Raw genomic sequence first — 23,640 nt, 5'->3', positions numbered from 1 at the left:
AGGGGACACAGTTGAACATCTGGGGAGGGGTGCATCTGCGCCCCCTCACGACGATCGTTGCCGTGCTGTCGGTCTTCGTGGCCGGCCTCGCGCTTTCGAGCCCCGCAACTGCGGAGGTGCTTGCCGCACCGGGTTCGCTCTCGCCGTCGACCGGCACGACCGTCTCAGAGATCCCCACGCTGTCGTGGTCCCGGGTCGACGGCGCCCAGACCTACGATCTGCAAATTTCGCAGACGGATGCCTTCGACTCGACAATCGCCGCCGTTACCACGGCAAACGTCCAATACACGCCGACAACTCCGCTCCCGGCTGGGGAGATCTACTGGCGGGTTCGCGTCACAGGGCAGGCCACTTGGAGCACGACCTCGTTCACTCGCGGCGCGTTGGCGGTGCCCCAGTTGGAGGAGCCGGCGTCGAGCGATACACCGATCTACGCGCAGAGTGGGCCTCTGGCGCTGTCTTGGCGGGCTCCGGACACCGAGGGGCCGATTCACGGCGCGAGCCAGTACAACGTTCAGATCGGTGACGACGCCAACTTCACTGACCCTTCCCGGTATAAGGCCTACACAACGAAGTCGACGTCGCTTCTCCTTCCCAGGATGCCCACCCCCGGCACCTACTACTGGCGGGTCCAAGCGCAGTACTCACCAACAGTTCTGAGCGAGTGGTCGACTTCGAATGAGTACGTCATCAAGGCGTTCGATCCGGCGACATACTCGACCAACGAACCGATCTCGCCGCCGAACGACCCCACCACTGATCAGAGCGTGTCGGGCATCGTCTTCAAGTGGAGGCCGATCCTGGGCGCGGCGAGCTACGAGCTGCAGGTTGCTTCGGACGACAACTTCCTGACCCTGGTGACTACCCATACGGGACCCGCAACCAGCTACTCCCCACCTTCGACGCTTCAGAACGACCAGTACTGGTGGCGCATTCGCCCACTCGACTCTGACGGCAATGCTGGGCTCTGGTCGGAGTCACCGACCTGGACGTTCCACCGCAGCTGGCCCGACCAGCCCCATCTCATCTACCCGGCGGATGGCGACACTGTTGGCGATCCTCTGTACTTTGAGTGGTCACCTGTACGACTGGCATCGTCGTACCTGCTGGAGATCGCCAACAATCCAGGATTCACCGGGTCGACGCAGAAGTGCGGCACAGTGCACACCACACTGGTGCCCGGGACGGACTGCTATCCGGGCGCGGGCGGCACGTACTACTGGCGGGTCACGGGTGTCGACGACCCATCCGGCATCAGGACGGTGGGGCTTGACCATGCTGAGGTGCACAAGTTCACCTATGACCCCCAGCGATCAACACTGGAGGCCCCTGTCCCGGGCGCCGCGGTGAGCATCCCGACCATGCAGTGGTCGCCCGTCTCCGGGGCTGCCAAGTACCGGGTCACGCTCACTTCGGCAACCGGTTCGACGAGCACCTGGACCACAGACGGCACCTCTTACACGCCCAGGGGGCTTCTCAAGGCGGGCGGATACCGCTGGCAGGTTCAGACCGTCGCAGCCGATGGTCGCCTTGGCGCCGGAACCCTGCTCGCTGACCAAGATACGTTCAGCGTGTCCGATCCCGCACCCGGGACCGCGGCCAGGCCCAACGCCACGACACCGGAACGCAGCTACCGACGGTTCCCGACCCTGAGCTGGGCTGCAACTCAGAACGCCACGCGGTACGTCATACGCGTGCGCTCGACTGCTGCGACGTCATGGTCGACCGTCAGCGGCACCTTTGCATACCCTGCGGGCGAGGACACCGGCGACACGTTCCTTGCGCCCGGGCGATACGAGTGGCAGGTGGATGCATATTCGGGAAGCGCCTACCTCAGCACCGGCACGAGTGGCTTCTTCACGATCACCAATCCCATCTCCGACCACGGCGGCGAGGTGACGGGGTATCGAGCAGCCCTGGCCGCTCATGACCTCGACGCCGCACCGGCCGCCCGTCAGTGGTGCGACATGTCGTCTGCAACTGCCTGTCAGAATCTCAGACAGACGCCCGTATTGAGGTGGGATGCCGATCCGGATGCGGCGTACTACAAGGTCATCGTTTCCAGAGACGCCACCCTTACGAACAAGATCGGCACCTTCACTGCGTACAGCAACATGTGGATGCCGAACACCGAGTATGCAGACACCAATGCGGATTCGGCCGACTACGTCTTGATCCTTGCGTGTACTTCATCGTCGGTCTGTCCCGCCGAACATGCCGCCACCGCGTCCTTCAGCAAACAGGCGAACCCCGTGATGACCAGCGGGCCGGGGCCGGATCAGACCGCGCAGAACGACGTGACCCTGAGCTGGTATGACTACCTCTGCCCGACGGACGGGTCGGCACCGCCGACTGTCGCGCCCCTTACCTGTCCCGCAGACGCGGGGATCGACATGCAAAGTGGGAGCACTACCTCGTTGAGCACCCTTCCAACGATCGAGGCCAGGTCGTATCGCGTCCAGGTGTCGACGCAGCCTGGCGACCGGACCACGTGGAGCGGCACGCTCGATGACGCCACGGTCGACCAGACGACCTTCACCTCCCCGTCCATCCTCTACCCGGACGGACCCATCTATTGGCATGTGGCGGCGATTGACGGCTCTCTCAACCGGTTGCAATGGAGCGCGACCCACAGGATCGATGTGCGGTCAGATCCGCCTGCTCTCGTCGGGGCAACCCCAGCGGTGGGTGACCCCCTAGGGAGCTCCGGGTTGTTCACCTGGCCAAGGCAGCCCTTCGCGGCCAAATACAACTTCCGAGTTTTGCCTGCCGGCGACTCATCCGTCGACGCAACGACACCTGTCGTCAGCGTCACCGGAGTCGAGCAGGCGGGGTACGCCCTTACCGCACCGCTTCTCGCAGGTTCCGCCTACCGTTGGACCATTCAGCGGGTCAACGCATCCGGACGAGTGGGGCCCTGGGCGGACCCCGTTCGATTCGACGTCCCCGCCCCCAAGCCGGACCTCACGGAGCCCGGGCCAGCCGATTCAGTATCGCCTCGGGGTGCGCTCTTCACGTGGTCTGTACTTGACGGGGCAACGTCCTATCGGTACGAGCGAGCCACCGTCGGCGCCGTGAGACCGACAGAATCCGTGATCACCTATGCCAGTTCATGGGCGCCGACACAAGCGCTCCCCGCGGGCGACTGGCAGTGGCGGGTGACGGCGCTCGACGCGGCGGGCAAGCCGCTGGGCTCGGCTCCGTGGCAAACCTTCACCGTCACGGTCATCACGGGCACGCCCCCAGTAGTGACCGGTTCGGGACAGGTCGGCACGAGCATGCTTGCAAGTGCTGCGTCGTGGAACATGGACGGCGTCATCACGAGCTATCAATGGTTTCGTGGCAGGACGCCTATCGACGGTGCCATCGACCGGGTCTACCAGCCCACGCTCGCGGACCTGAACCAGAGTCTCTCGGTCGTGGCCCGCGGCCACAAACCGGGGTACGACGACGTGAGCCTCACCAGCAATGCCGTCAAGATCGGGCTCGGCCAGGCGCCCAGCCTGGCAAGCGCCCTTCGCCTTACCGGCTCCGCTGCAGCAGGTGCGGCGCTCCACGTCGCACAGGTCTCCTGGCAGCAGGCCGACGTGACGACAACCTATCGCTGGCTCGTTGATGGAACAGCACAAGGCGGCGCCACCAGTGACACCTTCACCCTTGGCCCACAGCAGGTGGGGCACTGGGTTTCCGCGGAGGTCACCGGCACACGTCAGGGCTATACGCCTGCTGTCCTCACCAGTGAGGCCGTGCGGGTCGCAGCAGGCAATGCGCTGACGCCTACCTATCCTCCTAGCCTGTCTGGTACGGCGGCAGTGGGCCAGGCTCTGAGCGCGTACCCAGGGGCATGGGCAGGAACTCCGACTCCTGCTTTCAGCTACCAGTGGCTGCGCGACGGCAACAGGATCAGTGGCGCCACCGGCACGACCTACTGGGTCCAGCTTCGCGACGTCGGGCACCGCATCGCCGCCCGGGTGACGGCGCACAGGCTCGGCTATCGCGACGGAACGGCGACCACAGCGGGCAAGACCATCGCCAAGGTCGCAACGGCGACCGGCGCGACCCTCGCGAGGTCCGTCGTTCGCCGGACCAGGCACGCCAAGGTGCACGTGCTCGTCACCGGCGTACCCAAGCCGCTGGGGAAGGTTGTCGCGTACGCCGGCACGAAGCGCCTTGCAGCCGTGACCCTTCTGGCATACCGGGCGGGCTCCGCAACGATCAGGCTGCCCAGGCTCCACAAGGGCAAGTACCGGATCCGGGTCCGCTACCTCGGAAGCAGCGTCACCAAGCCGTCCCGATCCTCGGCCAGCAGGCTCGTCGTCACCTGGTAGCGATCGGGTTCAGCAGCGATCGGGATCAGTCGTGCGAGGCAGCCACCCAGGCATCCAGCTTGGTGGCTGCCGCGCCGGAGTCGATCGCATCCGCAGCCGCACTGATCCCGGCGGCCAGTCGCTCGTCGACGCCTCCGGCCGCAGCGGCGTGCACAGCGATCGCGGCACCCGCGTTGAGCAGCACCGCATCGCGAACGGGACCGGTCTCACCGGCGAGCAGCCGGCGTACGACGTCGGCGTTGTACGCCGCGTCCTGGCCGCGCAGCCCCTCGGCGGTGCCCTGGGGGAGGCCGAAAGTCGCCGGGTCGACGGTGGTCTCGGTGACCGTGCCGTCGCTGACGACCCAGAGGCGTGAAGTCGTGGTGGTGGTGAGTTCGTCGAGCCCGTCGTCGCCCCGGAACACCCAGGCATCCACCCCTCGGCGCGCGAAGACGCCAGCCATCAGCGGCGCCATCCGCAGGTCGGCGCAGCCGATCGCCTGGGCGGCGGGCCGGGCCGGATTGGCCAGCGGCCCGAGGGCGTTGAACGTCGTCGCGACCCCGAGCTCGCTCCGTGCGGCGGCCGCGTGCCGCATCGCCGGGTGGAAGGCGGCGGAGAAGCAGAAGGTGATCCCGACCTCCCCCGCGATCTCAGCGACCCGCGCGATCGGCAGGTCCAGTCGTACCCCCAACGCCTCGAGCACGTCTGCCGAACCCGACTTCGACGAGGCCGAGCGGTTGCCGTGCTTGACCACGATGGCACCGGCGCCGGCCGCGACCAGCGCCGACATCGTGGAGATGTTCACCGAGAACGACCGGTCTCCCCCGGTGCCGACGACGTCGAGCAGCCGCCCTGGCACCGCGATCGGCTTGGCGTTGGCCAGCATGGCGCTGACCAGTCCCTCGAGCTCGTCGGTGGTCTCCCCCTTCGCGCGCAGCGCCACAGCGAAGCCGGCGATCTGCACCGGGGTGGCATTGCCGGCGAGGATCTCGTCCATCGCCCAGGCCGTCTGCTCGGTGCTCAGGTCAGCGCCGGAGATCAGCCCGGTGAGCACCTCCGGCCAGGTGAACACGCTCATCGCTCAGCGCGTCGCGGGGACGCGCGACCTGAGCAGCCGGATCACTGCCTCGGCGAGCTCCATCGGGTCCAGGGGGTGCGGCACCGCTGCGTCGGCGCGGGACCAAGTCGCCAACCAGTTGTCGTCGCGACGCCCGGTCAGCACCAGCACCGGCGGACACTGGTAGATCTCGTCCTTGAGCTGGCGAGCGATCCCCATGCCCCCGACCGGCGCGGCCTCACCGTCCAGTACGGCGAGATCGATGCGGCCGGTGTCCATCTGCTGGATCACCACGGGCTCGGTCGCCACCTCGACGTACTCAAGGGGCGGCAGATCGGGGTGCACCCGGCTGCCCAGCGCCAGCAGCACCTGCTGGCGGGTGTCGGCGTCGTCGCTGTAGACCAGCACCCGGAGCGGGTCCGCAGGCGGCACGGAGGAAGTGGCGTCAGTCACGCGGCTGATGCTACCGGCCCGCACCGGCGAGGCGTTCCACCCGGTCGAGCCGCCGGTCCTCCCGCTCGGCCTCCCTCTTCGCCGAGCGGACCCACTGCACGAAGAGAACCACGAAGAACATCAGCCCGATCAGGTCGCCCGACCCCCAGAGGATGCCGCCGGCCAGGTGCTGGTCGGCCAGCGGATCCGGCAGCCAGCCCATGGTGCGGTGCAGGTGCGGGTACCAGTCGCCGCCGATCAGGGTGCTCTGGCTCATGATCGTGACACCGAGGAATGCATGGAACGGCAGCGTGAGGAACACGAGCAGGAGCCGGAACGGGTGCGCGAGCCGGCCAGGGACCGGGTCGACTCCCACGAGCGGCCAGAAGAACACCGCGCCGGCGAGGACCAGGTGCACGTGCATCAGCTCGTGGACGAGGTCGCTGCGCAGCGAGGCGTCGTACCAACCGGTGAAGTAGAGCACCCATGGGCTGAGCACGTAGACCGCGAGCGTCAGCGGCGCGAACGTCAGCACCCGGGCAAGCGGCGAGTGCAGCAGCCAGAGCAGCCAGCGGCGTGGCCGGGGCCGGAAGGTACGCAACGCGAGCGTCACCGGCGCACCGAGGGCGAGGAACAGCGGCACCGGCATCATCAGCAGCATGTGCTGGACCATGTGCACGCTCAGCAGGGTGTCGTCGTACGCCGCCAGTCCGGAGCTGGTCGCGAAGTAGAGCAGTCCCATTCCACCGAGGACGAAGGACAGCGTGCGGCCGACCGGCCAGCGGTCGCCGCGGCGGTGGATCACGCGCACGCCGTACACATAGGCGCCAGCGATCCACACGATCCCGACGAACAGCCACGGGTCCAGTCCCCACTGCGTCCAGATCACCGACGGCCCGAATCGCGGCAGGCCGGGTACGTCGGCGTGCAGCAGCGTCAGCAGCGGCATCGCAGCGAGGCATTCGGGCATGGCAGGACCCTAAGTCTGCGCCTCCTCAGCGGCGCTCCGGGGCAGGTGAGCAGCCGATGTGAAGAAGATGACGGCCCACACAGGGGGGTCGGGGTGCCGATCGGGCGCACTCACGACATAATGACCGCGTGGCGACTGCATCGGCGATTCCTGCGTCCCGTCTACACGGGCATCATGACCGGCCCAGCATGGTCAGCGTCGGAACGATCATCTGGCTCTCCAGCGAGCTGATGTTCTTCGCGGCCCTGTTTGCCAGCTACTTCACCATCCGGGCGGTCAGCCCCGAGCTGTGGGCCCAGTCGACGGCGCATCTCGACGTTCCGTTCGCCTCGGTGAACACCACGATCCTGGTGCTGTCGTCGCTGACCTGTCAGCTCGGCGTCTTCGCCGCGGAGCGCGGGCAGGTCGGCCGCGTCGGCAGTGTCCTGAACGTCAAGGGCTGGGGGCTGCGCGAGTGGTTCGTGCTGACCTACATCATGGGCGCGATCTTCATCGCCGGTCAGGCCACCGAATACACCAGCATGATCCACGACGGCATCACCATCCCGGCGTCGTCGTACGGCACGATGTTCTACCTGACCACCGGCTTCCACGGTCTCCACGTGACCGGCGGGCTGGTGGCCTTCCTCTTCGTGCTGGGCCGCACGTTCCTGGCCCGGAAGTTCACTCACGAGCAGGCCGTGACCGCGATCGTTGTGTCGTACTACTGGCACTTCGTTGACGTGGTCTGGATCGGCCTGTTCGCAACCATCTACCTGATCAAGTAGCGCCGGACCGGATAGGGACTCCTCAGTGCGACTCCTCAGCGACAAGATCTCCGCCAGGATCTCCAGCAAGCGGCGCAGCCGACTGGCCGGTCCCGCGGTCATCCTCCTCGGCCTGCTGCTCACCGGCGGCCTCTACGCGATGTTCGCCCCGGCGAACGGCGCCGCCAGCACGGCCAACAGCGACGATGTCGCCAAGGGCCGCGCACTCTTCCTGGTGAGCTGCGCCTCCTGCCACGGCAAGAACGCCGAGGGGATCGTCACCCGGCGCGGCCACAACCACGGGCCCTCCCTCGTCGGCGTGGGCGCCGCTGCCGTCGACTTCCAGGTGAGCACCGGACGGATGCCGATGGCCCAGCCCGGCGTCCAAGCGCTGCGCAAGACGCCGGTCTTCAACTCCACCGAGATCCGCCAGCTCGGTGCGTACGTCGCCTCGCTGGGTCCCGGCCCCGCCGTACCGTCCTCGTCGGAGACCGACATCAACGGGATGAGCGCGGACGAGATCTCCCGCGGTGGCGAGTTCTTCCGCACCAACTGCACCGCCTGCCACAACTTCCAGGGCCACGGCGGAGCCATGCCCGAGGGCAAGTTCGCACCGAAGATCTACGAGGACACCCCGCGGCAGATCTTCGAGGCGATGATCACCGGTCCGCAGCAGATGCCCGTCTTCGCCGACAGCGTTCTCTCACCCCAGGACAAGCGCGAGATCGTCGGCTACATCAAGGCGATCAACTCCGAGCCCGGGTACGGAGGTTTCAGCCTCGGATCCCTGGGCCCCGTCTCGGAGGGTCTGTTCGCCTGGATCGTCGGCATCGGCGTGCTCGTGCTGGCGGCCATCTGGATCGCTGCCCACACGGCACGCTCGAAGAAGAAGGTGGAGGCTGACGCGTGAGTGACAACCAGAACGGCCACGGCCACGAGCTCGAGCAGATCACCCACGAGCCGATCGCCGACCCGGGCCTCCCCCCGCACGAGCCGCGTCCCACCGACGTCGACCCCGCCGCGGAGCGTCGTGCCGAGCGCCAGGTCGCGATGCTCTTCGGCCTCTCGGTGATCTTCGCGATCCTCTTCTGCGTCGCCTACTTCGCTTTCAGCATCGGCGAGCACCCGACCGTCATCCTCGGCCTGGGTGCCTCCAACGTGGTGCTGGGCCTGTGCCTGGGCCTCGCGTTGCTCTGCATCGGCATCGGCGCGATCCAGTGGGCGCGCAAGCTGATGAGCGACCACGAGATCGTCGAGTACCGCCACTCCGCGTCCTCCAGTGACGAGGATCGCGCCGAGGCGGTGGCCGCCTTCACCCAGGGCGTCGAGGAGTCCGGGATCGGCCGCCGGCCGCTGATCCGCAACTCGCTGCTGGTCGCGATGGGCGCGCTCGGACTGCCGGCGATCGTCGCACTGCGCGACCTCGGCCCGCTGCCCGGCCACAAGCTGTACGAGACGGTGTGGCGCAAGGGCATGCGCGTCGTCCAGGACGTCGGCTTCAACCCGATCAAGCCCGGGGACCTCGAGGTCGGCCAGCTGGTCAACTGCGAGCCAGAGGTCTTCGACCCCAAGAACCTCGGTCCTGACGGCAAGCCGAAGTACGAAGGCACCGCACTGCTGCAGCAGACCGCGAAGGCTGCGGTGATCCTGGTCCGGATGGACCCTGACGACATCACCCCGGCCAAGGACCGTGAGAACTGGGGGATCAACGGGATCCTGTGCTACTCCAAGATCTGCACCCACGTGGGCTGTCCGATCTCGCTGTGGGAGCAGCAGACCCACCATCTGCTCTGCCCCTGCCACCAGTCGACCTTCGATCTGGGCGACAACGGCAAGGTGGTGTTCGGGCCCGCTGCTCGACCGCTGCCCCAGTTGCCGATCACCGTCGACTCCGAGGGCTACATCGTCGCGCAGAGCGGCTTCCACGAGCCTGTCGGACCGAGCTTCTGGGAACGAGGCTGATCTTCAGATGAGCACCATCTCCAGCAACCGCACCACGCCGGCCACCGCAGACAAGCCGTCGAAGCTCGGTGGCGCAGCCACCTGGGCCGACGAGCGCTTGGGCATCGGTGCGATGGCCAAGAAGAACATCCGCAAGGTGTTCCCCGACCACTGGTCCTTCATGCTCGGCGAGATCGCGCTGTGGAGCTTCGTCACGCTGCTGCTCACCGGTGTGTTCTTGTCGCTGTGGTTCAAGCCGAGCATGGCCGAGACGACGTACAACGGCACCTACTCCCCTCTCCGCGGTGTGAGCATGTCCGAGGCGTTCGCCTCGACCCTGAACATCTCCTTCGACGTACGTGCCGGCCTGCTGATGCGGCAGATGCACCACTGGGCGGCGATGCTCTTCATCGCAGCGATGCTCGTTCACATGATGCGGGTGTTCCTCACCGGTGCGTTCCGCAAGCCGCGTGAGCTCAACTGGCTCATCGGCGGCGTGTTGATCCTGCTCGGCATCGTCGAGGGCTTCGCCGGCTACTCCCTGCCCGACGACCTGCTGTCCGGCACCGGCCTGCGGATCGCCGACGGCCTCGTCAAGGCGACGCCGGTGGTCGGGTCCTATATGTCGTTCTTCATGTTCGGCGGTGAGTTCCCCGGTGACGCGATCATCTCGCGGCTCTACATCGCCCACGTGCTGCTGGTGCCCGGCCTGCTGCTCGCACTCATCGGCGCGCACATGCTGCTGCTCGTCTACCACAAGCACACCCAGTGGCCCGGCCCAGGACGCACCGAGCAGAACGTCGTCGGCTTCCCGATGCTGCCCGTCTACATGGCCAAGGCCGGTGGCTTCTTCTTCATCGTCTTCGGCGTCGTGGCCCTGATGGGCGCACTGATGACGATCAACCCGGTCTGGAAGTACGGCCCCTACACGCCCAACCAGGTCACCGCAGGCTCACAGCCCGACTGGTACATGGGCATTGCCGAGGGCCTGCTGCGCATCATGCCCGGCTGGGAGACGCATCTGTGGGGCATCACGATCAGTTGGAACATCTTCCTGCCCGGCCAGATCGCTCCGATCGCGCTGCTCGCGGCCGTGCTCGCCTATCCGTTCATCGAGCAGTGGGTGACCGGCGACCGACGTGAGCACCACCTACTGCAGCGTCCACGCAACGCTCCGACCCGTACGGCGTTCCTGGCGGCGATGATCACCGTCTACGGCCTGCTGTGGGCCGCCGGCGGCAATGACATCATCGCCACCCAGTTCCACCTGAACATGGAGGACATCAGCCGGTTCATGCGGGTCGCGGTGTTCATCTTGCCGGTGATCGTCTTCATGATCGCCAAGCGCTGGTGCATCTCGCTGCAGCGCCACGACAACGACATGCTGCTGCACGGCTACGAGTCCGGCGTCATCATGCGTGATCCCGAGGGCGGCTACTCCGAGAAGCACCTGCCGCTGTCCATCGAGCGCCAGTACACGCTCACCGCACGGGAGCGGGACGAGATCCACTCCGCCCCGAACGGCACCGACGCGAACGGGGTCCCGGCCCCGACCGCCCGCGCGGACACCGTCCGCGCGAAGCTGTCGCACGCCTGGTTCGCCGACAACGTCCAGAAGCCGACAACGGCCGAGCTCGAGGACGCCCACCACCACGCCGATCACGAGGCCGCCCACCAGGCGCCACTGCTCGACCATCCCGCGGACGGTCATCAGTTCGACGGTATGCACGACGTCGAGGGTGACGACCTGACGCACAAGCACTGACGGGAAATGACTTTCCCAGGTTAAGCAGCCAACGGTCCCCTTCACACACGAGAGTTGGTGTGTGAAGAGGACCGTTGCCATGTGAGGACGCCCGCCTGAGCGCTCTCCTCCCCCGTGCCACGGCGGCCCTCGCCCTTGCTGCCCCGCGGGTCGACCGTTCTGCGTCCACAGGGAGGCGCTCGACGGTTCCGCCCACAGGATGCGGACGTCGTACGGCGGCGAGCACCGGACGCCCTCCACGCTGTTCGGCATGAACGACGACCCGCTGCGTGCCATCGCGCACCACGACGGCGTCTTCCTCTACCGGGAGGCGCTCGATGCCGGCTACACCAAGGCGGCCATCGCCGCGATGCGCCGGCAGGGCATCTGGCACCGGGTCCGGCACGGCGCCTACTGCTTCGGTGACGTCTGGGCCACGCTCAGCGCCGAGGAGCGGCACGTCGTACTCGCCCGTGCGGTCGCGCGGACCACGCCCGGCCCGATCGCCTTCAGCCACACCACGGCGCTGGTGCTGCACGGGATCGCGGTCTGGGGAGCCGACCTCTCCCGCGTCCACGCCACCCGGCTGGACGAGGGTGCCTATCGGCGGGAGGTCGACGTCGTGCACCACGTCGGCCTGTGCAACGACAACGACCTGTCCACGGCACAGGGCCTCCCCGTGGTGAGGCCGGGCCGAGCAGTCATCGAGCACGCCTCCATCACATCGACCGAGTCGGGGCTCGTCTCGGCGGACAATGCTCTGTTCACCCAGATGACGACCCCCGCGGAGCTGCGGGACTTCAATGAACGATTCACGAACTGGCCGGGGTCACAGCCCTTCCATGTCGTGCTGCATCACATGGACGGACGAGCGGAGTCCGTAGGCGAGACGCGCGCCCGGCACCTGTTCTGGCGCCAAGGACTCCCCACGCCGGAGTTGCAGTGGGAGGTCCACGACGCCGGCCGGCTCATCGCCTCCACGGACTTCGCATGGCAGCAGCACCGTCTCTTCGGCGAGTTCGACGGCAGGGCGAAGTATCTGCGCCCGTATCACGACGGTGACGATCCGGGCGACGTCGTCTTCCGGGAGAAGCAGCGCGAGGACCTCATCCGGCGGCTCACCGGATGGCGCTTCGTCCGTTTCGTGTGGGCCGACCTGGCACGTCCGCAGTGGGTCGCAGCCCAGATTCGTCAAGCGATGCGGGACGCGGCAGCCTGAGCCACGACGTACGCCCGCCGTTCCCCCAGGAACAGTCACGTTCACACACGAACTCTCCTGGGTGAACGTGACCCTTGGGTTCTTAACCTGGGAAAGTCACCCAGCTACGACAGCGCAGAGCCCTGCTTGTACTGGGCGAACGACTCGTTCCAGTCGCCGTAGCCGTTGGTGAGGGTCATCTGGCGGTTGGTGCCGGAGAACTCCACCGGGTCGCCGATGAGGGTGTGGTTGTAGAGCCAGCCGGCGTTCGAGGTGGACATGCCGGTGCAGCCGTGACTGACGTTGACGTGGCCCTGCGATGCAACCGACCAGGGCGCGGCGTGCAGGAACTCGCCGGAGTAGGTCAGCCGCATGGCGTACTCGACTCCCTTGAGGTTGTAGCCGTCGGCGCTGTTCGGGTCGATGCCGATGGTCTCGGAGTTCATGTCGTGGCGGCGATCCTTCTCCACGATCACCTTGATGCCGGAACGGGTGGTGTACTTCGGCTCCGCGCCGGACGTGACCGGGATGGTCCGGATCAGCTTGCCGCTGCGGAAGACCCTCAGCTCGTGCTCTGCGACGTTGACCTTGGTGATCTGGCCGCGGCCGATGTGGAAGGTCTCCTCCCGGTCCAGCTGGCCGTAGATCCCGTTGCCCGCCGGCACGCTGCCGATATCGGCCTTCACCGTCACAGCGGTCCCGGGCTTCCAGTACGTCTTCGGCCGCCAGTGCACCTCGTTGTCGCTGATCCAGTGGAACGCGCCCGCCTGAGCCGGCTGGCTGACCACGCTCAGGTGTCGCTCGATCGACGCCTTGTCGGTCACGGGTACGTCGAAGCGGATGATCACCGGCATCGCGATCCCCACCGTGGAACCGGCGGTGGGCACGAAGCTGGGATAGGTCTGCTGGTCCAGGGTCAGCTTGCGGGTGTGGAACTTGCGGGTGAAGTGCTTGCGCAGTCCCTCGTTGTCGACTGCAAGCCCACGCACGACGTACTTGGAGTCTGCACGCAGCAGCCCGCTCGCCTTCCAGACCTGCGAGTTGGTGGCGAGCTTGCCCGGCACGGTGCCGCCAGGGCCGGTGAGCGTCACCTGCTGCAGCTCGCCGTTCGTCGACGAGACCTTGATCTTCTGGTCGACCGCGACCCGCGTCGCGTGCCGACGCACGTTCATGTGGATCGCGACCTGAGGAACCTTCGGCGTGGGCGAGGAGGTCGGCGACCCGGACGTGCCCGAGCTGGTCTCGAGGACCTTCGCGGCGCTGCAGCCGGACATGGCGAGCGCCGCCACGGTCGCCACCGCCAAGACGGTCACGGTGCGCCTCGGGGCACGATACATCGGGGCTTCTCCCTCGCTTCAGCGGCCGCCGCTCGCGCATTCGGCCATCAGAACAGGGTGAAAGCCTAACAACGAGAACCCTCAGTTCTCGCCAGGGCACGAGGTGTGCCTCATCACGCGTCCGTCACGAGTTGCGGAGCACGAGCGCGCTCGCACCGCTCGTCGCGTCAGTGCGCGTGTTCGCCGCGGTAGTACTCGAAGATCAGCCCCTGCAGTGCCACCAGGCCGAGGACGGAGCCGATCACGACCAGCCACCAGCCGATGACCACGCCGAGCACGATCATCGCCAGGGTCAGTCCGCACCACAGCGGCCACCAGCTGTACGGCGGAAAGAAGCCCAGCTCGCCGGCTCCCTCCGCGATCTCGCCGTCCTTGCGGTCCTCGGGACGCGGCTCCATCCGGGAGGCGTGGAAGCCGAGGTAGAAGCTGCACAGCGCCATCAGCAGGGTCGTCATCACCAGTGCCGAGGTGCCGGTCGGGTCATAGGTGATGAACCAGTACGCCGGGGCGACGAGCGCGAAGAACACCGTGCAGATCACGAAGATCCATGCCTCGGACTTCATCGGTCATCCCTTCTCTCGTCGAGGTGCTCGCGTCGCCCGCTGACCTCAGGCGCGTCGGCGAGCACCCGCTCCATGTTCTCGTTCTCGGCATACTCCAACGCTGCGATCTCCGGATGGTGCAGGTCGAAGGCCGGCGACTCGGAACGGATCCGCGGGATCGAGTTGAAGTTGTGCCGCGGCGGCGGGCAGCTTGTTGCCCACTCGAGCGAACGACCCCAACCCCACGGGTCGTCCACCGGCACCTTCGGGGTCCGGGAGCTCTTGTAGACGTTGATGAACCACGGGATCATCGACGACGCCAGCAGGAACGCGCCGATGGTCGACACCTGGTTGAGGGTGGTGAAGCCGTCGGAGGCGCTGTAGTCGGCGTACCGACGCGGCATGCCCTCCACACCCAGCCAGTGCTGGACGAGGAACGTGGTGTGGAAGCCGACGAACAGCAGCCAGAAGTGGATCTTGCCCAAGCGCTCATCGAGCATCTTGCCGGTCATCTTGGGCCACCAGAAGTAGAAGCCCGCGAACATCGCGAACACCACGGTGCCGAAGACCACGTAGTGGAAGTGCGCCACCACGAAGTAGGAGTCGGACACGTGGAAGTCCAGCGGCGGCGACGCCAAGATGATGCCGGTCAGGCCACCGAAGAGGAAGGTGGTCAGGAACCCGACGGACCAGAGCATCGGTGTGTCGAAGGATATGGATCCCCCCCACATCGTGCCTATCCAGTTGAAGAACTTCACGCCGGTAGGCACTGCGATCAGGAAGGTCATGCCGGAGAAGAAGGGCAGGTCGACCGCGCCGGTGACGAACATGTGGTGCGCCCACACGGCGACGGAGAGCACTGCGATGCCGATGGTCGCCCCGACGAGACCGACGTAGCCGAACACCGGCTTGCGGCTGAACACCGGGAAGATCTCCGTGACGATGCCGAAGAACGGCAACGCGATGATGTAGACCTCGGGGTGGCCGAAGAACCAGAACAGGTGCTGCCACAGGATCGGACCGCCGTGCACCGCGTCGAAGACGTGCGCTCCGAGCTTGCGATCGGCCTCGAGCGAGAGCAGCGCACCGGCCAGGATCGGGAACGCGATCAGCACCAGCAGGCTGGTGACCAGTGTGTTCCAGACGAAGATCGGCATCCGGAACATGGTCATGCCCGGGGCACGCATGCAGATGATCGTGGTGATGAAGTTGACGGCTCCCAGGATGGTGCCCAGACCCGCCATCCACAGCCCCATCACCCACAGGTCGCCGCCCATGCCGGGCGAACGGACCGCGTCGGACAGCGGCGAGTAGGCGAACCAGCCGAAGTCCGCGGCGCCCTGCGGTGACAGGAAGCCGGAGGCCGCGATGAGGCCACCGAAGAGGAACAGCCAGTAGCTGAACATGTTCAACCGTGGGAACGCCACGTCGGGCGCGCCGATCTGCAGCGGCATGATCGCGTTGCCGAAGCCGAAGAACAGCGGCGTCGCGAACAGCAGCAGCATGATCGTGCCGTGCATCGTGAACAGCTGGTTGTAGGTCTCGTCGTTGACGATCTGTTCACCAGGGAAGGCCAGCTCGGACCGGATCAGGAGCGCCATGATCCCGCCGATGATGAACCAGGCGAACGACGTCCCCAGGTAGAGCTTCCCGATCAGCTTGTGGTCGGTGGTGGTGAGGATCCGTACCACCTGCTGCCCCAGCGTCCGCTGGGGTGTCACGACGGGTGCGTCGGAAACGGCAGTCACTGCTGTCCTCCGTTCTGCGTGGTCTCGAGACCGGTCTGGGTGGAGACATCCGAACCGCCGACCGCCTCACCGGTGTTGCCCTGCTTGGCCAGCTCCGCCATGTGGGCGTCGAACTGCGGCTTGGTGACGACCTTGACGTTGAAGAGCATCTGCGAGTGGTAGAGGCCGCACAGCTCGGCGCAGCGACCCTCGAAGGTGCCCAGCCTGCTGGGGGTCAGCCCGAACTTGTTGTCCCGCCCGGGTACGACGTCCATCTTGAACAGGAAGTCCGGCACCCAGAAGGAGTGGATCACGTCGGGCGAGTAGAGGTGGAACTCGGTGCGCTCGCCCTTGACCAGCCAGAGGGTCGGTCGGTTGGCGGTGGTGCCCGCGTCGTACACGACCTTGCCCGTGGGCACGAACTTGTTGGTCGTGTCGTCGTAGCCCAGGTTGTAGTTGAAGGTCCAGGACCACTGCTGGCCGACGACGGTGATCGTCCGGTCAGGGTGCTCGAACTGGTGCAGTACTTCGTTCTGGGTCTTGACGGTGAAGAAGAAGAAGACGATCACCATCATGATCGGGGCGATCGTGTAGAAGATCTCGATCGGCAGGTTGTAGCGCGTCTGGACCGGGACCTCGTCCTCGTGGCGCCGGCGGAACCGGAACGAGGCGTAGAAGATGAGCCCCCACACGATGCCGCCGGTGATCAGTGCCGCCACCCACGCCCATTGCCACAGGTGCAGCGTGTGCGGTGCCTCCTGAGTGGCCGGGACCGGCATCGCCAGTCGCTTCCACTCACCCTTGTCCGCGCTCGAGCAACCGCTCAGCAGGAACAGGGAGGAGAGGCCGACGACGACGAACGCCAAGGTGCGCGCGCGCTTGGGGAGCTCCAGACTCACGAACGAGCCCTTTCTCTTCAACTTCGCAACAGCAGACATGGCGAACACTACTACCGAGGTAACCTCCGAAGGTCCGCAGGTCGGCGGTAAGTTCCCGGTGTGACGCATCCCCCAACTGACGCGCCGATCGAGACCTATCTCGACACCGCATCGGGCGAGCCGCTGCACCCGGCGGCGCTGGAGGTCATCGACCGGGCCCGTGCGGTCGGGTACGCCGACCCGCGGCGCCTGCACCAGCCCGGCCGGCGGTCGAGGATGCTGCTGGACAACGCCCGCGCCTCGATCGCCGAGAGTCTCGGGGTGCGCACCGAGGAGGTCACCTTCACCCCGTCCGGCACCCACGCGGTGCACCTGGGCCTGCTCGGGTTGGTCTCCCGCCGGCCCGAGGCCCGCGTTCTGGCCGGGGCCGTCGAGCACAGCGCCGTGATGCACGCCGGGCGGTGGCACGCGGATCGCGGGGGCCGCTTCGAGACGCTACCCGTCGACCCGACCGGCCGGCTGGAGCCGACGACGGTCGCTGCCGCCCTCGAGGGCGGACCCATATCCGTGCTCGCGGTCCAGACTGCGAACCACGAAGTGGGCACGATCCAGCCGATCGCCGAGATCGCCGAGGCCGCGCCGGCGGTCGACCTGTTCGTCGATGCCTGTGCCTCGGGAGGCAGGCTGGCGCTGCCCGACGGCTGGGCGACCGCAGCCCTCTCCGCGCACAAGTGGGGCGGACCCGCCGGCGTAGGCGTGCTGCTCGTACGCGGTCGCGCCCGCTGGCATGCCCCGTTCCCCGTCGACGATCGTGCTGACGATCGCGGCATCGGGTTCGAGGACGTGGCCGGAGCACTCGCAGCGGCGGCGGCACTGCGCGCCGTCACCGACGATCAAGCCACCACTGCGCGCCAGCGCCGCCTGGTCGACCGGATCCGCGGCGCCGTGGCCGCTCTGCCCGACGTGGAGGTGGTCGGCGACCCGCAGCGACGGCTTCCGCACCTGGTGACCTTCTCCTGCCTCTACATCGACGGCGAGGCCCTGGTCACCGAGCTGGACCGGCTCGGCTTCTCGGTGGCGTCCGGATCTGCGTGCACGGCGAGCACGCTCGAGCCCAGCCACGTCCTGGCCGCGATGGGGGTGCTGACCCACGGCAACGTGCGCGTATCCCTCACCCGTGAGACCAGTGAGGCGGACGTCGAGCGCTTCTTGTCCGCCCTTCCCGGGGTGCTGGCCCGCCTCCGCAGCGAGGTCGGTCTGTGAACCCGGAGCAATCCCAGGACGGCCCGCGCCCCGACCGTGAGCTCGACTGTCGCGGGATGCCCTGTCCGCGCCCGATCATCGAGCTGGCCCGGCACCTCACCGAGACGCCCGTGGGCGGCATCCTGGGCGTCGCCGCCGACGATCCCGCCGCCGCCGTCGACGTGCCGGCATGGTGCCGGATGCGGTCTCAGGAGTACGCCGGCAGCGTCCGTGCCCAGGACGGCACCCCTGTATACCTGGTGCGTCGGGTCAGCTGAGACCCGGCAGGTGGGCGGCCACCTCGTCGGCAGCGGCATCGCCGTACGACGATCGCACCCGCGCCACGAAGCCGGCCGGCTCGAACGAGTACTCCTGGGTGCCCACCGTCTCCACGACGTAGGCCGCGAGCACGCACCCGACCTGGGCAGCGCGCTCGAGGCCGACCCCCCACGCGAACGCGGCGAGGAAGCCTGCGCGGAAGGCGTCGCCGACACCGGTCGGCTCGAGAGCCTCGACGCCGCGTGCCGCAGACACCTCGATGGGCTGCTCACCGCGTTGCGTCACCCGGACCCCGTCGGCCCCGAGAGTGGTGACCTGGGTGCCCACCCTCGCGAGCACCTCCTCGGCGCTCCAGCCGGTCTTCTCGGTGATCAGGTGGGACTCGTACTCGTTGGAGAACAGCATCTCCGCGCCATCGACGAGACTGCGGATCAGCGCGCCCTCACCGAAGGCGAGCTGCTGGCTGGGGTCGGCGATGAAGCGGTAGCCGCGGTCCCGGCACTCCTGGGTGTGCCGCAGCATCCCGTCCGGGTCGTCGGCGCCGATCAGCACGTAGTCGGGCTCGCCGACCCGCTCCACGATCGGGGCGAGCTCGATCTCGCGAGCCTCGCTCATCGCGCCGGGGTAGAACGAGGCGAACTGGGCCATCGTGGTGTCCGTCGTGCACACGAACCGGGCGGTGTGGAGGCTCTGCGAGATGCGCACCGAGTCGCAGTCGACGCCGTGTCGCTCCAGCCACGACCGGTAGTCACGGAAGTCCTCCCCCGCCGCGCCGACCAGTACCGGGCGCAGACCGAGCATCGCCAGCCCGAAGCACATGTTGGGCGCGACGCCGCCGCGCCGGATCTCGAGATCGTCGACGAGGAACGAGACGGAGAGCTTGTCGAGCTGCTCGACGACGAGCGAGTCGGCGAACTTGCCCTGGAAGGTCATCAGGTGGTCGGTCGCGATGGAGCCGGCAATCAGGAGGGACACGACAGGAAACACTACCGAGCGGTACCGCTGGGGGTACCCATCGGTAGCCCCTAGCCTCGATGACATGACCACCGCACACCTCGCGTACGACGATCTCGACTCCACCTCGGAGATGGTCCGTGACGCCTCGGCATGCCGGGCGGAGGCCCACATCGCGCGCGCGGTTGCCCTGCTGGGTGCCGCCCGGAGCACCGTCGACGTGGTGCCGGGCGCAGTCCTCCAAGCGCCGCGTCAGCTCGGCCGCACGGCGTTGGCGGTCAGCGAGTCCGCCGCGAAGTTCGCCGGCAGCCTGTTCGACTGACCGCGCCGGCTTCCTCGCGAAGCCCAGGGCGCGCTCGTGGCGTGCCGGTCAACGGCCCGGGCAAGACGCCCGGGTGCGTGCTGACTGGGTCGAGTCAGTGGAAGGAGTCGCCGCAGGCGCAGGATCCGCTGGCGTTCGGGTTGTCGATCGTGAAGCCCTGCTTCTCGATCGAGTCCACGAAGTCGATAGTGGCGCCATTGAGGTAGGGCACGCTCATCCGGTCCACGACCACGCCGACTCCGTCGAAGTCCGTGACCACGTCACCGTCGAGGGTGCGCTCGTCGAAGAACAGCTGGTAGCGCAGACCCGAGCAGCCACCGGGCTGGACGGCGATCCGCAGCTGAAGGTCGTCGCGACCCTCCTGCTCGAGGAGGCTCCTGACCTTGGACGCGGCGGCGTTGCTCAGGTTGATGCCGTCGGTGCGGTGCTCGGTCTGGGTGTCGACCTGCTCGGTCATGCTCTCTCCCTTGCCAACGAAGCTTCGTCGTACGTCTGCATCAATGGTCGCACACGGTTGGATATTCCCGTGCAGAAGGAGAAGTCCGCGACTCAGCGCGACCAGGTCCGGGCGACCCGGGCCGCCAGGTCTGCCAGCGTGGCCGCCGGTGCGCCGAGCGCGCGCTCCTCGCCGAACAGCTCGACCATCGAGTACGCCGACTCGATCCCGATCGCCCGGGTCTCCCGGGCCCCGATGCCGACCCTGCCCGCCAGCACGATGCAGGCGGCGAGCCGCTCGGCGGCGGCCTGGGCGACCCCGTAGGGCACCTTGCCCGCGCGTGAGGAGAAGTCGAAGGACCCCTCGCCGGTGATTGCGAGGTCGGCACCGCGCAGGTGCTCGGCCAGTCCCACCGCCTCCGCGACGACCTCGACCCCGGGCCGGTGGATGGCCCCGAGGAGTCGGAGCGCGAACCCGGCACCACCCGCCGCGCCGGCGCCCTTCTGTGACGCTGCCTTGCGGTCGGTGGCCTCGGCGAAGCCCTGGAGCCAACCGTCGACGGTGAGCAGCTGCTCCTCGCTCAGCCCCTTCTGCGGGCCGAACGTCTTGGTGGCCCCGACGATGCCCAACAGCTCGTTGTCGACGTCGCTGGCGAGCACGAGCTCGACACCGCCCAGCAGGCGTCGCGCCGGCTCGAGGTCGACCGACCTCACCCCGGCGAGCCCGGCCGGCCCACCATCGAGCGTCCCTCCCTCGGCGGTCGCGCCGAGCGCCGCGAGCAGTCCGGCTCCCCCGTCGTTGGTGCCGCTGCCACCCAGCCCGACCACGACGCGCGCCGCCCCCGCGTCGACCGCGGCGCGGAGGAGCTCGCCGAGTCCCACCGTGCTGGCTCGGGTGGCGTCCCGGTCGTTCGGCGGTGTCAGGTGCAGCCCGATGGCCTGCGCGCTCTCGACGTAGCCGGTCCGACCGACCAGCAGCACGGCGGCAGGTGTGGCCGCGGCGTACGGATCCGGGACGGTGACCGCGACCAGCGCGCCGCCCAGTGCAGCGTGCAGCGCATCGATGAAGCCGGGACCGCCGTCGGACATCGGCACCCGGACGAGCTCGTCCGCCGACGCGTGCCGGGCCCAGCCCGACGCGATCGCGTCAGCCGCCTCGCCTGCTGTGAGCGTCCCCGCGAACTTGTCCGGAGCCACCACCACGCGCATGGCCGGTGACGATATCCGGTGTCGTCCAGCAGGGGCGATGCGGCAGCATCCACCCATGGCCCAGGACAGCAACGACCGGATGGTCGACCCCCGATCAGTGCTGGTCCGTCCGATGCGACCCGAGGACGTCGTGACGGCGAGCGAGATCACCCAGGCGGCCTTCCGCGAGGTCGACCGGGCCACCGCGCGGCGCACCGATCCCGAGCCGACCGAGTCGAGCCCGAGACACCGCGCGGCGTGGGAGGAGCGCACCCGACACTTCCTGGCCACCGACCCGGCGGGGTGCTGGGTGGTGGAGGTCGACGCCGAGGTGACCGGCTTCGCGGTGTCCTACCGGCGAGACCTGACCTGGATCCTCGCCACGTACGCCGTGCAGCCCGGTCGCCAGGGCGTCGGGATCGGCACGCCGCTGCTGGCCGCGTCCCTGGGTCACTCCCGGGGATGCCTGCGTGGGATGCTCGCGGCGTCAGACGATCCGCGTGCGATCCGCCGCTACCGGCTGGCGGGATTCACCCTGCACCCGCAACTGCTGTTGACCGGGACGGTCGACCGCAGCGCGATCCCCGTGGTCGAGCACGTCCGCGAGGGCACCGCGGGCGACTTCGAACTGATGGACTCGATCGACCGTCGGCTTCGCGACGCGGCGCACGGCGTGGACCACGAGGTGCTCACCCGTCTCTACCGGCTGCTGGTGACCGACCGCAGCACCGGATCGGGATACGCCTATGTCGACGATGGTCGACCAGTGCTGGTCGCGGCAACCAACCGGCGTACCGCCACGCGCCTGCTCTGGGAGGCGCTCGCCTCCTCCGAGCCGGGCACCGAGGTCTCCGTCGCCCACGTGACGGCGGCGAACGAGTGGGCTCTCGACGTGGGGATCGCCGCGCGGCTCGCCGTACGCACGTCAGGTCACCTGGCCCTGCGCGGGATGAAGCCTCCGATGCCCTACCTCCACCATGGCTCCTTCCTGTGATCGCTGCAGACCGCACGTGGGAGAATCGCCGGCATGACCACCGTTGACCTTCCGCTGCTGCCTCTCGGCAAGGGCAAGGATCTCGGCACCGAGCGCGGCGTCGAGTGTCCGGGCGACCTGCCACCGGCCTCCGACCCGGCTCTCGTCGAGCGTGCCCGCGTGGCCAAGGAGCGGCTTGGGGAGCGCGTGTTCGTGCTCGGTCACCACTACCAGCGCGACGAGGTCATCCAGTTCGCCGACGTGACCGGTGACTCCTTCAAGCTGGCCCGCGAGGCCGCGGCCCGACCCGACGCCGAGTACATCGTGTTCTGCGGGGTCCACTTCATGGCCGAGTCGGCGGACATCCTGACGGCTGACGAGCAGAAGGTCGTGCTGCCGGACCTCGCGGCCGGCTGCTCGATGGCCGACATGGCCCGGCTCAGGCAGGTCGAGGATGCCTGGGAGGCGCTCGCCGCGGCCGGGGTCGCCGACTCCGTCGTACCGGTCACCTACATGAACTCCTCGGCCGACATCAAGGCGTTCTGCGGGCGCAACGGCGGCGCGGTGTGCACGTCGTCCAACGCCGAGGTCGCCCTCGAGTGGGCGTTCGCGCAGAAGCCGGACGCGAAGGTGCTCTTCCTGCCCGACCAACACCTCGGCCGCAACACCGCGGTGCTCCAGCTCGGCCTCTCCCTGGATGAATGCGTGGTGTGGAACCCGCTTCTCCCCGACGGCGGCCTGACCACGGACCAGCTGCGTGACGCCCGGATGATCCTGTGGAAGGGCCATTGCTCCGTCCACGGCAAGTTCTCCGCCGACGTGGTCGATGAGCTGCGCGCCCAGCACCCGGGCATCCAGATCCTGGTCCACCCCGAGTGCACCCACGAGGTCGTCACCAAAGCGGACCTGGTCGGATCCACCGAGTTCATCATCAAGACCATCGAGTCCGCGCCGCCGGGCTCGTCGTGGGCCATCGGCACGGAGCTCAACCTGGTCAAGCGACTCGCGAACGCCCATCCGGACAAGCAGATCGCATTCCTGGACCGGACGGTCTGCTTCTGCTCGACGATGAACCGGATCGACCTTCCCCACCTGGTGTGGGCACTGGAGTCGCTCGTCGACGGCCACGTCGTCAACGTCATCGAGGTCGATGAGCAGACCCAGGCCGAGGCACGGCTCGCCCTCGATCGCATGCTCGCGCTGCCCGGACGATCCGCGAGGGACTGAGCCGAGCGGCCGTGGCCGGGAGCCTCCTGCAGGTGACGGCATTGACCTCCCCCACCGTGGTGCCGAACACCTGCGCCGCCGAGGCGGCAGGTTCCCTCAGCGCGGGGACCGGCGGCTTGCCGAGCACCTCGTAGCTGAGCA

At 67.8% G+C, this 23,640-nt stretch carries 21 protein-coding genes; 11 read left to right on the top strand and 10 right to left on the bottom strand.

The features are described from left to right. Positions 1 to 11: 11 nt before the first annotated feature. Positions 12 to 4,328, top strand: coding sequence for a hypothetical protein (locus Q9R13_RS00840; protein ID WP_310963140.1), 4,317 nt, complete (start codon positions 12 to 14; stop codon positions 4,326 to 4,328). A 25-nt stretch (positions 4,329 to 4,353) separates the two neighbouring features. Here Q9R13_RS00840 and trpD read toward each other — a convergent pair whose 3' ends face one another. The 3 genes from trpD to Q9R13_RS00825 are packed head-to-tail and all read right to left on the bottom strand — an operon-like array spanning position 4,354 to position 6,766. Next, complete coding sequence (trpD, locus tag Q9R13_RS00835) at positions 4,354 to 5,385, bottom strand: anthranilate phosphoribosyltransferase (RefSeq protein WP_310963139.1); 1,032 nt, start codon at positions 5,383 to 5,385, stop codon at positions 4,354 to 4,356. A gap of 3 nt (positions 5,386 to 5,388) precedes the next feature. Further along, positions 5,389 to 5,817, bottom strand: coding sequence for an Rv3143 family two-component system response regulator (locus Q9R13_RS00830; protein WP_310963138.1), 429 nt, complete (start codon positions 5,815 to 5,817; stop codon positions 5,389 to 5,391). 10 nt (positions 5,818 to 5,827) lie between these two features. Beyond that, entirely contained in the window at positions 5,828 to 6,766 is a 939-nt protein-coding gene (locus Q9R13_RS00825; RefSeq protein ID WP_310963137.1) for a cytochrome c oxidase assembly protein, read from the bottom strand. A gap of 128 nt (positions 6,767 to 6,894) precedes the next feature. Here Q9R13_RS00825 and ctaE point away from each other — a divergent pair, with 128 nt between their 5' ends. The 5 genes from ctaE (at position 6,895) to Q9R13_RS00800 (ending at position 12,416) form a co-directional block, all read left to right on the top strand. After that, entirely contained in the window at positions 6,895 to 7,533 is a 639-nt protein-coding gene (gene ctaE / locus Q9R13_RS00820) for an aa3-type cytochrome oxidase subunit III (RefSeq protein WP_458295158.1), read from the top strand. 25 nt (positions 7,534 to 7,558) lie between these two features. Then, positions 7,559 to 8,422 (top strand): cytochrome bc1 complex diheme cytochrome c subunit, encoded by an 864-nt coding sequence (gene qcrC, locus Q9R13_RS00815; protein ID WP_310963136.1) that lies wholly within the window; start codon positions 7,559 to 7,561, stop codon positions 8,420 to 8,422. Continuing rightward, positions 8,419 to 9,474 carry a cytochrome bc1 complex Rieske iron-sulfur subunit gene (gene qcrA / locus Q9R13_RS00810; RefSeq protein ID WP_310963135.1) on the top strand — a complete coding sequence of 352 codons (1,056 nt, stop codon included), beginning with the start codon at positions 8,419 to 8,421 and terminating at the stop codon, positions 9,472 to 9,474. The genes qcrC and qcrA overlap by 4 nt, the downstream gene beginning before the upstream one ends. A 7-nt stretch (positions 9,475 to 9,481) precedes the next feature. Further along, the gene (gene qcrB, locus Q9R13_RS00805; RefSeq protein WP_310963134.1) at positions 9,482 to 11,218 is read left to right on the top strand and encodes a cytochrome bc1 complex cytochrome b subunit; all 1,737 of its coding nucleotides are present in this window, start codon (positions 9,482 to 9,484) and stop codon (positions 11,216 to 11,218) included. A gap of 250 nt (positions 11,219 to 11,468) precedes the next feature. Continuing rightward, positions 11,469 to 12,416 (top strand): type IV toxin-antitoxin system AbiEi family antitoxin domain-containing protein, encoded by a 948-nt coding sequence (locus tag Q9R13_RS00800; RefSeq protein ID WP_310963133.1) that lies wholly within the window; start codon positions 11,469 to 11,471, stop codon positions 12,414 to 12,416. A 104-nt stretch (positions 12,417 to 12,520) separates the two neighbouring features. Here the strand turns inward: Q9R13_RS00800 and Q9R13_RS00795 are convergent, their stop codons facing one another. The 4 genes from Q9R13_RS00795 to ctaC all read right to left on the bottom strand — a co-directional run bounded on the left by Q9R13_RS00795 (position 12,521) and on the right by ctaC (position 16,900). Next, a complete protein-coding gene (locus tag Q9R13_RS00795; RefSeq protein ID WP_310963132.1) occupies positions 12,521 to 13,708 on the bottom strand; it encodes a L,D-transpeptidase in 1,188 nt (395 codons plus the stop codon). Positions 13,709 to 13,899: 191 nt separating this feature from the next. Beyond that, positions 13,900 to 14,295, bottom strand: a complete 396-nt coding sequence (locus Q9R13_RS00790; RefSeq protein WP_310963131.1) for a cytochrome c oxidase subunit 4 — start codon at positions 14,293 to 14,295, stop codon at positions 13,900 to 13,902. Further along, the gene (gene ctaD, locus Q9R13_RS00785; protein WP_310963130.1) at positions 14,292 to 16,022 is read right to left on the bottom strand and encodes an aa3-type cytochrome oxidase subunit I; all 1,731 of its coding nucleotides are present in this window, start codon (positions 16,020 to 16,022) and stop codon (positions 14,292 to 14,294) included. Before ctaD ends, Q9R13_RS00790 begins: the two co-directional genes overlap by 4 nt. Continuing rightward, positions 16,019 to 16,900: an aa3-type cytochrome oxidase subunit II gene (ctaC, locus tag Q9R13_RS00780; protein ID WP_310963129.1), complete on the bottom strand. Its 882-nt coding sequence runs from the start codon at positions 16,898 to 16,900 to the stop codon at positions 16,019 to 16,021. The genes ctaD and ctaC overlap by 4 nt, the downstream gene beginning before the upstream one ends. 99 nt (positions 16,901 to 16,999) lie before the next feature. Between ctaC and Q9R13_RS00775 the strand changes: the two genes are divergently transcribed. Both Q9R13_RS00775 and Q9R13_RS00770 read left to right on the top strand, forming a co-directional pair. Continuing rightward, complete coding sequence (locus tag Q9R13_RS00775) at positions 17,000 to 18,142, top strand: cysteine desulfurase family protein (RefSeq protein WP_310963128.1); 1,143 nt, start codon at positions 17,000 to 17,002, stop codon at positions 18,140 to 18,142. Then, the gene (locus Q9R13_RS00770; protein WP_310963127.1) at positions 18,139 to 18,399 is read left to right on the top strand and encodes a sulfurtransferase TusA family protein; all 261 of its coding nucleotides are present in this window, start codon (positions 18,139 to 18,141) and stop codon (positions 18,397 to 18,399) included. Before Q9R13_RS00775 ends, Q9R13_RS00770 begins: the two co-directional genes overlap by 4 nt. On the opposite strand, the gene Q9R13_RS00765 is transcribed toward Q9R13_RS00770, so the two are convergent. Next, positions 18,392 to 19,375: a carbohydrate kinase family protein gene (locus Q9R13_RS00765; RefSeq protein WP_310963126.1), complete on the bottom strand. Its 984-nt coding sequence runs from the start codon at positions 19,373 to 19,375 to the stop codon at positions 18,392 to 18,394. The genes Q9R13_RS00770 and Q9R13_RS00765 overlap by 8 nt on opposite strands. A 64-nt stretch (positions 19,376 to 19,439) precedes the next feature. Between Q9R13_RS00765 and Q9R13_RS00760 the strand changes: the two genes are divergently transcribed. Then, positions 19,440 to 19,676, top strand: coding sequence for a hypothetical protein (locus tag Q9R13_RS00760; RefSeq protein WP_310963125.1), 237 nt, complete (start codon positions 19,440 to 19,442; stop codon positions 19,674 to 19,676). Positions 19,677 to 19,770: 94 nt separating this feature from the next. Here the strand turns inward: Q9R13_RS00760 and erpA are convergent, their stop codons facing one another. Continuing rightward, positions 19,771 to 20,133: an iron-sulfur cluster insertion protein ErpA gene (erpA, locus tag Q9R13_RS00755; RefSeq protein ID WP_310963124.1), complete on the bottom strand. Its 363-nt coding sequence runs from the start codon at positions 20,131 to 20,133 to the stop codon at positions 19,771 to 19,773. Between the two features lie 92 nt (positions 20,134 to 20,225). After that, a complete protein-coding gene (locus Q9R13_RS00750) occupies positions 20,226 to 21,320 on the bottom strand; it encodes a glycerate kinase family protein (RefSeq protein WP_310963123.1) in 1,095 nt (364 codons plus the stop codon). Between the two features lie 55 nt (positions 21,321 to 21,375). Between Q9R13_RS00750 and Q9R13_RS00745 the strand changes: the two genes are divergently transcribed. Together Q9R13_RS00745 and nadA are read left to right on the top strand one after the other, a co-directional pair. Further along, on the top strand, positions 21,376 to 22,293 hold the full coding sequence (locus tag Q9R13_RS00745) for a GNAT family N-acetyltransferase (RefSeq protein WP_310963122.1): 918 nt from the start codon (positions 21,376 to 21,378) through the stop codon (positions 22,291 to 22,293). A gap of 33 nt (positions 22,294 to 22,326) precedes the next feature. Continuing rightward, on the top strand, positions 22,327 to 23,499 hold the full coding sequence (nadA, locus tag Q9R13_RS00740; RefSeq protein ID WP_310963121.1) for a quinolinate synthase NadA: 1,173 nt from the start codon (positions 22,327 to 22,329) through the stop codon (positions 23,497 to 23,499). The last annotated feature ends 141 nt before the right edge of the window (positions 23,500 to 23,640 follow it).

The sequence above is a fragment of the Nocardioides marmorisolisilvae genome (assembly GCF_031656915.1).
Classification (GTDB): Bacteria; Actinomycetota; Actinomycetes; order Propionibacteriales; family Nocardioidaceae; genus Marmoricola; species Marmoricola terrisoli.
The sequence above is the reverse complement of the archived record's forward strand: the minus strand, read 5'-3'. Positions and strand labels throughout refer to the sequence as shown.

Bases quoted from the DNA above. Each gene is read 5' to 3' on its own strand.
- Q9R13_RS00825 (WP_310963137.1), bottom strand. From the start codon at position 6,766: ATGCCCGAATGCCTCGCTGCGATGCCGCTGCTGACGCTGCTGCACGCC.
- qcrB (WP_310963134.1), top strand. From the start codon at position 9,482: ATGAGCACCATCTCCAGCAACCGCACCACGCCGGCCACCGCAGACAAG.
- nadA (WP_310963121.1), top strand. From the start codon at position 22,327: ATGACCACCGTTGACCTTCCGCTGCTGCCTCTCGGCAAGGGCAAGGAT.
- erpA (WP_310963124.1), bottom strand. From the start codon at position 20,133: ATGACCGAGCAGGTCGACACCCAGACCGAGCACCGCACCGACGGCATC.
- Q9R13_RS00745 (WP_310963122.1), top strand. From the start codon at position 21,376: ATGGCCCAGGACAGCAACGACCGGATGGTCGACCCCCGATCAGTGCTG.
- trpD (WP_310963139.1), bottom strand. From the start codon at position 5,385: ATGAGCGTGTTCACCTGGCCGGAGGTGCTCACCGGGCTGATCTCCGGC.
- Q9R13_RS00800 (WP_310963133.1), top strand. From the start codon at position 11,469: ATGAACGACGACCCGCTGCGTGCCATCGCGCACCACGACGGCGTCTTC.
- Q9R13_RS00760 (WP_310963125.1), top strand. From the start codon at position 19,440: ATGACCACCGCACACCTCGCGTACGACGATCTCGACTCCACCTCGGAG.
- Q9R13_RS00750 (WP_310963123.1), bottom strand. From the start codon at position 21,320: ATGCGCGTGGTGGTGGCTCCGGACAAGTTCGCGGGGACGCTCACAGCA.
- Q9R13_RS00790 (WP_310963131.1), bottom strand. From the start codon at position 14,295: ATGAAGTCCGAGGCATGGATCTTCGTGATCTGCACGGTGTTCTTCGCG.